We start from the raw sequence: 7,026 nt of genomic DNA on the forward strand, positions 1-7,026 counted from the left end.
CAACTGAGAAGCCGGTGAGTTCTGGCTACAGGTCAGATGAGGGGTCAGCGGCGGAGGGGCGGTTCTGTCTGCCGTCCACTGCAGCCTTTCTTGTCGTGGGTGAAAGGGACGCTGTGGAAAATCGCACATTTCCAGATCGATTTGGGGACGGGCGACCTCCTTGTTCTGTCACCTGAAAGTGCCGCCCGGGGTAGACCATGTGTCCGAGGCGCCCCGCCTCATCCCCCTCCTTCCCTCACAATCCGTTGTCCCACCTACCCCCCGGTACGCGTCTACCTGCTGGTGTCGTCCTCGACTGACGAGGCCCAGTGGTGAGAAGCCTGGAGGTCGACGTCCTATGACCGATATCCCCGTGACCCTTCCTGTGAGTGCCCGGCTCAAGCCCGCCCAGACCGTCTGCCTGATCGGCCCGTCCGGGCCTGCCGTGACCTCGCTCCGGAGCATCCTGTCGGATCTCGATTGCGCCGTCATCCATGTGGCTTCGCCCTCCGAGCTGAGTGACACGACCGCATTGGGCGGGCTCGCAGTGGGCGGGCTCGCCGCGACCGGCGCCGATCTCACCCTCATCGAGTACCGACCCCGCGAGGTGCCGCTGACGCAGTTCACGGCCCTGCTGTGGAGCCTGCAGCTCGCGCCGCTGATCGTCGTGGGGCCGGAGCTTCCCGAACTGGAAACCGCCTGGCTGCTGGCCCAGGGGGGAGCGTGCGCCTATATGGCGGCCGGGCTCTCGGCCGCCGAGAAGAGGGCGCTGCTGATCGCTCATCTTCCTCATGTTCAGGCCGAGTCGCTGGTGGTAGGTCGGCTGCGGCTGGATCTCTCGGAGGGCCAGGCCTGGTACGGCGGCCAGCCCCTGGGCCTGACCGCGACCCAGTTCAAACTGTTGTGCACCCTGATGCAGCGGCCCGGTCAGGCCATCGACTGCTCCTCGCTGGCGACCCTGGCCCAGTGCCGCGGCGTGCCGGCCCACCTCGCCGGGCTGCGCCGCAAACTCGCCGCCCACTCGGCCGCCTTCCTGCTGCGCGGCACGCCACAGCAGGGCTACGCCCTCGACGCCCGCCGTCAGCCTCGTTCGGTGAACGTGGGCTTCGCCCTCAAGGCGCACCTGACTCAGCTGTTCTAGCACTGGCCTGCCCGTCCACGCCCGACCGCCCCACCTCAGGAGGATGTCATGACCACCGAACCGCTCTCCCGCCCCGCCGCCGAGCGCCCCTGGCCGGCCACACCCACTGGGGTTCAGGCGCCCGTGGATCAACAGGCCGCCGCGCCCCCAGCCGACGCGACCAGCCCGGAGCTGGTCACCCTGGTGCGCTCTCTGCTCCAGACCTGCGCCGAACTCCGGCAGCGGGTGGACGACCTGGAACTCACCGAACGCCTGCGGGCCCGCCGCAGTCCGCCCCACTCTCTCGGCATCGACTACTGAGCGGCGGAAGCGAGCCCTGTGCCCACCCAAGTGGCCCTGATCACCGAAGGCACCTACCCGCTGTACGCCGGGGGCGTGAGCGTGTGGTGCGACCAGCTGCTCACCGGTCTGCCCGACACGGATTTCCATGTGCTGGCGCTGAGCGGTCTGAACGAGGTCGTGCGCTGCGCCGTGCCGCCCAACGTGCGGCAGGTGCGGATCGTGCCGCTCTGGGAGAACCCGCCCACCCGGCGGCTCAGTGCGGCCCAACGCTCGACGTTTCGGGACATCTACGAGCGCCTGATCGGCGCCATGCTCAGTGACGAGGCCTCCGCCAGCGCCGATTTCGCGCAGGCGCTGGGAGACCTCAGCCTGTTCGCGCTGCGGGCCGACCTCGACAGCGCCCTGGCCGATCCGGGCAACGTCGGGCTGCTGCTGGAGGTCTGGCGCCGCCACGTCACCCCGGTGACGAACGGCCTGCGCCAGAGGGCCATCGTGCCGGATCCCAGCGTCACCGACGCCCTGGACGCCAGCATGTGGCTCTCGCATCTGCTGCGGCCGCTGGGGCATCCCGTGGGCGGCTGCGACCTCGCGCACGCGGTCAGCAACGGCCTCTCGGTGCTGCCGGCCCTGGCGACCAAGGCTGCCTTCGGCACGCCCTTTATCCTCACCGAGCACGGCATGTACCTGCGTGAGCGCTACCTGTCGCCGCCGTCGCGCTACCTCTCGGCGGCGCCCCGCGCGCTGCTGCTGCGCTTCTACATGCAGCTCACGCGCGCCGCCTACCTCAAGGCCGACCTGATCTCGCCCGCCTCCAACTTCAACACCCGCTGGCAGCTGCATTTCGGCGCCCAGCCCAGCCGGCTCCGCCCGGTCTACAACGGCATCGATCCGGAACTGTTCACGGGGGGCGAACTCGAGCCGGCGCTGCCCACCGTGTCCTGGGTCGGCCGCATCGACCCGATCAAGGATCTCGACACCCTGATCCGTTCACACGCCCTGGTGCAGCACCACCTGCCGGCGGCCCAGCTGCGGATGTTCGGCCCGGTGCCGCAGGGCAACGAGGCCTACGAGCAGACCTGCCGCCAGCTGATCCACGACCTCGGCCTGGACGACGCCGCCGTCTTCGAGGGCCGGGTGCCCTCGGTGGCGCAGGCCTACCAGGCGGGCCATGTGGTGGCGCTGTCGAGCATCTCCGAGGGCTTTCCCTACTCGGTGATCGAGGCGATGGCGGCCGGGCGGCCGATGGTCGCGACCGACGTGGGCGGGGTGCGCGAGGCGGTCGGCGACACCGGCCTGGTCGTGCCCCCGCGTGATCCGCACGCCTTCGCCGACGCCTGCCTGGAGCTGCTGCGCGACGACACCTTGCGCCACACCCTCAGCCGCCGGGCACGCGACCGCGTGCTGACACTCTTCACCCTGCAGCACTGCATCGAGGCCTACCGCCGGATGTACGACGAACTGCTCGACCTGGGCCGCCTGCCGGCCGCCGTGGGAGCCTGAGATGTCTGGACGCCCCGAAGTGCCTGATGAAACCGAGCAGCCCGGCACGACCGGGAAGGGCGGGGCCTGATGAGCGTGGTCGCCGTGACGCCCCCGGGCGCCCAGGCGCCTCCCAGCCCGAGCGTCGCCCGGCTGGGCCGCGAGTTCAGACACCTGTGTGCCCAGGCCACCCAGCCCGAGGAGATCGCGGCGGCGCTGGAGTCCAACGGCCTGAACGACGACATCGCCCGCGAGCGCTATGGCCTGCAGAACGTCTTCGCCTGCGCCGAGGCGCTGTACACGCACCTTCCCTACCGGGCGCCCCGGAGCGCCGTGGGAACCGAGACGGGGCCGCTCTGGGGCCTGCTGCCGCGCGGGCTGCTGTATGCCCTGCCGGGCGCGGCGCTGGCGGTGGCCGGGCCGCTGCTCTCCGGCCTGCCCGGCGCCTCGGTGGCCCTGTTCTCGGCGGTGGTGCTCGGCTGGGGCTGGGGCCAGGGCATGGCCAGCATCGGCTACCGCAAGACCGGCGCGCCCCAGCAGTGGTTCCTGTGGAGGGCCACCGCCCTGAGCGGGCCGCTCACCGCCCTCGCCGGGGCGCTGGTGGCCGCCCTGAACCAGCCGCGCCTGGACGCGGCCCTGATCGGCGCGCTGGTCGGCTGGGTGGGCGGCACCACCTGCGCCGCCTTCGCCGCGCTGCTGATCCTGGGCCGGCCGCTGTTCGCGGCGCTGGGCTTCCTGCCCTGCCTGGCGCTGCTGGTGGCGCCCGCCCTGTCCGGCGCCGGCCCCACCGACTGGAACAGCGCCTGGGTGGCGCTGGGCTGCGCCGCGCTACTGCCCCTGGCGGCGCTGGGCGTGCCCACCCGGCTGCCCAGCGGGCTGCAGATCCCGCCGCCGCCCTGGCACGTCACGCTCGCGCACGCGGGGGCCGGCTGGCTGTGTGCCCTGTTCCTGACCCTGGCCTTCGGCGCCGCGCTGTGGGCGCAGCTGGGCCCGGCCGCCCTGCTCCCCGTGATCCTCAGTGTCGGCCCGCTGGAGGTGGTGAGCCTGCGCTTCCAGTCCCGGCTGCGCCTACTGGCGCACCGATACGGGGATCTGCGGCGGCTGGCCGGGGCCTCGCAGCGGGCGCTGCTGGGACTCTGGGGGGCCTACCTGCTGGCCCTGGGCAGCCTCTACGGCCTGTACCTGCTCACGCCGCTGCTGGGCACCTGGCCGGGCTCCGGAGTGCTGCTCACGGCCCTGCTGCCGCTGGCGGCCTATGGCAGCGCCCTGCTGCTGGGCACGGTGGTCAGCAGTGTCGGGCAGCCGTGGGTGGTGTGCGCCGCCTGGCTGCTGGGCAGCCTGGTGTACCTCCTGTGCCACGCGGCGGGGCTGGCGGCGGCGCCGCTGCTGGGGGCCCTGTTCAGCGTCGGTGTCCTGTGGCTGGGGGTGCTCCGGGTGCTGCGCGTGCCCGCCACCTACCGCTGACTGTCTCTCTCCGCTTTCCCTCTTCCCCGTTTCGCCGTCGATCCCGTCCGAGCCCCCCTCCATCCCGTTCAGGCCGGCGCCCGGCGCCGCCATAAGGAGTCAAGATGACCTCACTCGTCGCCGTCACCGGAGCAGAAGGATTCGTCGGTTCCCACCTGGTCGAGGCGCTCGTCGCCAGCGGGGCCAGAGTCCGGGCCATGGTGCAGTACAACTCGTTCAATTCCTGGGGCTGGCTCGAGACCCTCTCGCCGGAGGTGCTGGCCAGCGTGGACGTGCAACTCGGCGACGTCCGCGATCCCGGCTCGGTCAACGCGCTGATGAAGGGGGCCGAGACGGTCTACCACCTGGCGGCGCTGATCGCCATTCCGTACTCCTACCAGGCGCCGCGCTCGTACATCGAGACCAACGTCAGCGGCACGCTCAACGTCCTGGAAGCGGCCCGGCAGTACGAGACCCCGCGGGTCGTCCACACTTCCACCAGCGAGGTCTACGGCAGCGCCCAGACCGTGCCCATCAGCGAGAACCACCCCATCCACCCGCAGTCGCCCTACGCGGCGTCCAAGGCGGCGGCGGATCATCTGGTGGGCAGCTACGTGCTCAGCTACAACCTGCCCGTGGTGACCCTGCGGCCCTTCAACACCTACGGGCCCCGGCAGTCGGCGCGCGCCGTGATCTCAAACATCATCTCGCAGCTGGCGGCCGACGCCCCGGCCGTGCAGGTCGGCGACGTGACCCCGACCCGCGACTTCACCTTCGTGCAGGACACGGCCGCGGCATTCCTGGCGGTCGGCACGGCCGGGCCGGAGGTGCTGGGGCGCACGCTCAACGCCGGCAGCCACAAGGAGATCAGCGTGGGCGACCTGATCCAGCTGATCTCCGAGGTGATGAACCGCCCCGTGCGTATCGAGCAGACCGCCGAGCGGGTGCGCCCGGCCGCCTCCGAGGTGCGGCGGCTGGTCTGCGACAACGGCGCCCTGTGCCGGCTCACCAGCTGGCGGCCCCGCCACTCCCTGCGCGACGGCCTGCGCCGCACCGTCGACTGGTTCGGCAATCCGCGCAACCTCGAACGCTACAAGACCGGCCTCTACAACGTCTGATCCCCTGCACCGTCTGAGTCCCGTTTCACCATCCAGTTCCCGGCACGGCGTTTCCTGCTCCCGCTCCCCCTCCCCCACGCCGCACCCCCACATCGCCCCTTCCGAGGAGGAACCCTATGCACGCAGTCATCATGGCCGGAGGTAAAGGTACCCGTCTGCGCCCCTACACCACCTGCGTCCCCAAACCGCTGGTGCCGATCGGCGACCGCTACTCCATCCTGGAAATCCTGCTGCTGCAGCTGCGGCACCACGGCGTCACGTCCGTCACCCTGGCCATCGGCCACATGGGCGGCCTGATCCGCGCCTTCATCGGTGACGGCCACCGCTTCGGCCTCGACGTCAGCTACGTCAGCGAGGATCAACCGCTGGGCACGGTCGGGCCGGTGCTGCCCATCCTGGCCGACCTGCCCGAGCGCTTCCTGATGATGAACGGCGATGTGCTGACCGATCTGGACTTCTCGGCGCTGCACCGCGCCCACACCGAGAGCGGCGCGCCCATCACGGTGGCCACCTACCACCGCCGGATCAGCTCCGAATTCGGGGTGCTGGACGTGCAGAGCGGGCATATCGTGGGGTTCCGCGAGAAGCCGGTGATCGATTTCGAGGTCAGCATGGGCATCTACGCCCTCGACCGCGCGACCCTGCAGGGCTACGCGGCGGGCCAGTCGCTCGGGGTGGACGTCCTGATCGGCGATCTGCTGCGGCGGGGCCAAGCGCCCTCGACCTTCCCCTTCGGCGGCTACTGGCTCGACATCGGCCGTCCGGAGGACTACGACCGGGCCAACGCGGAATTCGCCGAGCTGCAGTACCAGCTGCTGCCGCACCTGCATGTGCTGCACGGGCCCGCGGCCAGCGAATTCCGCGGCGAGGCGCCGTGCGCGTCCTGATGCTGGGCGCCAGCGGCTTCCTGGGGCGGCCCGTGCAGGCCCTGCTGGCCGCCCAGGACGACCTGCAGGTGATGACCGGGCCCCGCTCGCACGACACCGATCTCGCGCGCTGCGAGGCGGGCGTCTGGCGCGACCTGCTGGACGCCGCCCAGCCCGACGCCGTGGTGAACTGCGCGGGCCGTATCCGGGGCAGTCCGGAGGAACTCCAGCAGGCCAACGCCGGTCTGGTGCAGCGGCTGGTGGAGGCCGCGCGGGGCCGCCGCTCACCGCCCCATCTGGTGCACCTGGGCTCGGCCGCCGAATACGGCGTCTACCCGGGCGCCGTGACCGAGGATATGCCCCCCCGCCCCGAGTCTCCCTACGGCCAGAGCAAGCTGGCCGGTACCCGGACGCTGCTGGAGGCCGCCGCCGACCTGTCCGTGCATGTGCTTCGGGTGGGCAACCCGGTCGGCGCGGGGCAGAGTGCCCACACCCTGCTGGGCCGCGCCGCCGAGCAGTTCCGGCAGGCGCTGGAGGCTCCCACCGACGGGGTGGAGTTCGGCGACCTGGGCGCGGCGCGCGACTTCATTGACGCCCGGGACGTGGCGCGCGCGGTGCTCGCTGTGCTGCGCGCCCCGGCCGCCGAGCCGCTCCTCAACGTGGGGCGTGGCGAGGCGATCCGAGCCCGCACGCTGGTTCGGAGCCTGGCCCGCATCAG

At 71.5% G+C, this 7,026-nt stretch carries 7 protein-coding genes; all 7 read left to right on the forward strand.

All coding sequences use genetic code 11. The features are described 5' to 3' along the window. The first annotated feature begins 337 nt into the window (after positions 1 to 337). The gene (locus tag CVO96_RS19285) at positions 338 to 1,120 is read left to right on the forward strand and encodes a winged helix-turn-helix domain-containing protein (RefSeq protein WP_103314083.1); all 783 of its coding nucleotides are present in this window, start codon (positions 338 to 340) and stop codon (positions 1,118 to 1,120) included. 48 nt (positions 1,121 to 1,168) lie between these two features. Continuing rightward, positions 1,169 to 1,420, forward strand: coding sequence for a hypothetical protein (locus tag CVO96_RS19290; protein ID WP_103314084.1), 252 nt, complete (start codon positions 1,169 to 1,171; stop codon positions 1,418 to 1,420). 18 nt (positions 1,421 to 1,438) lie between these two features. Beyond that, the gene (gene pelF, locus CVO96_RS19295; RefSeq protein WP_103314085.1) at positions 1,439 to 2,902 is read left to right on the forward strand and encodes a GT4 family glycosyltransferase PelF; all 1,464 of its coding nucleotides are present in this window, start codon (positions 1,439 to 1,441) and stop codon (positions 2,900 to 2,902) included. A 69-nt stretch (positions 2,903 to 2,971) separates the two neighbouring features. Continuing rightward, entirely contained in the window at positions 2,972 to 4,345 is a 1,374-nt protein-coding gene (locus tag CVO96_RS19300) for a hypothetical protein (RefSeq protein ID WP_103314086.1), read from the forward strand. A gap of 104 nt (positions 4,346 to 4,449) precedes the next feature. Then, complete coding sequence (locus CVO96_RS19305) at positions 4,450 to 5,442, forward strand: GDP-mannose 4,6-dehydratase (RefSeq protein ID WP_103314087.1); 993 nt, start codon at positions 4,450 to 4,452, stop codon at positions 5,440 to 5,442. Positions 5,443 to 5,558: 116 nt separating this feature from the next. Next, a complete protein-coding gene (locus tag CVO96_RS19310; RefSeq protein WP_103314088.1) occupies positions 5,559 to 6,329 on the forward strand; it encodes a nucleotidyltransferase family protein in 771 nt (256 codons plus the stop codon). Continuing rightward, positions 6,317 to 7,026: NAD-dependent epimerase/dehydratase family protein (locus tag CVO96_RS19315; protein ID WP_103314089.1), on the forward strand; the 710-nt coding region annotated here is incomplete at its 3' end. The genes CVO96_RS19310 and CVO96_RS19315, both read left to right, overlap by 13 nt.

The sequence above is a fragment of the Deinococcus koreensis genome (assembly GCF_002901445.1).
In the GTDB taxonomy this organism is placed as follows: domain Bacteria; phylum Deinococcota; class Deinococci; order Deinococcales; family Deinococcaceae; genus Deinococcus; species Deinococcus koreensis.

Bases quoted from the DNA above. Each gene is read 5' to 3' on its own strand.
- CVO96_RS19305 (WP_103314087.1), top strand. From the start codon at position 4,450: ATGACCTCACTCGTCGCCGTCACCGGAGCAGAAGGATTCGTCGGTTCC.
- CVO96_RS19310 (WP_103314088.1), top strand. From the start codon at position 5,559: ATGCACGCAGTCATCATGGCCGGAGGTAAAGGTACCCGTCTGCGCCCC.
- CVO96_RS19300 (WP_103314086.1), top strand. From the start codon at position 2,972: ATGAGCGTGGTCGCCGTGACGCCCCCGGGCGCCCAGGCGCCTCCCAGC.
- CVO96_RS19285 (WP_103314083.1), top strand. From the start codon at position 338: ATGACCGATATCCCCGTGACCCTTCCTGTGAGTGCCCGGCTCAAGCCC.
- CVO96_RS19290 (WP_103314084.1), top strand. From the start codon at position 1,169: ATGACCACCGAACCGCTCTCCCGCCCCGCCGCCGAGCGCCCCTGGCCG.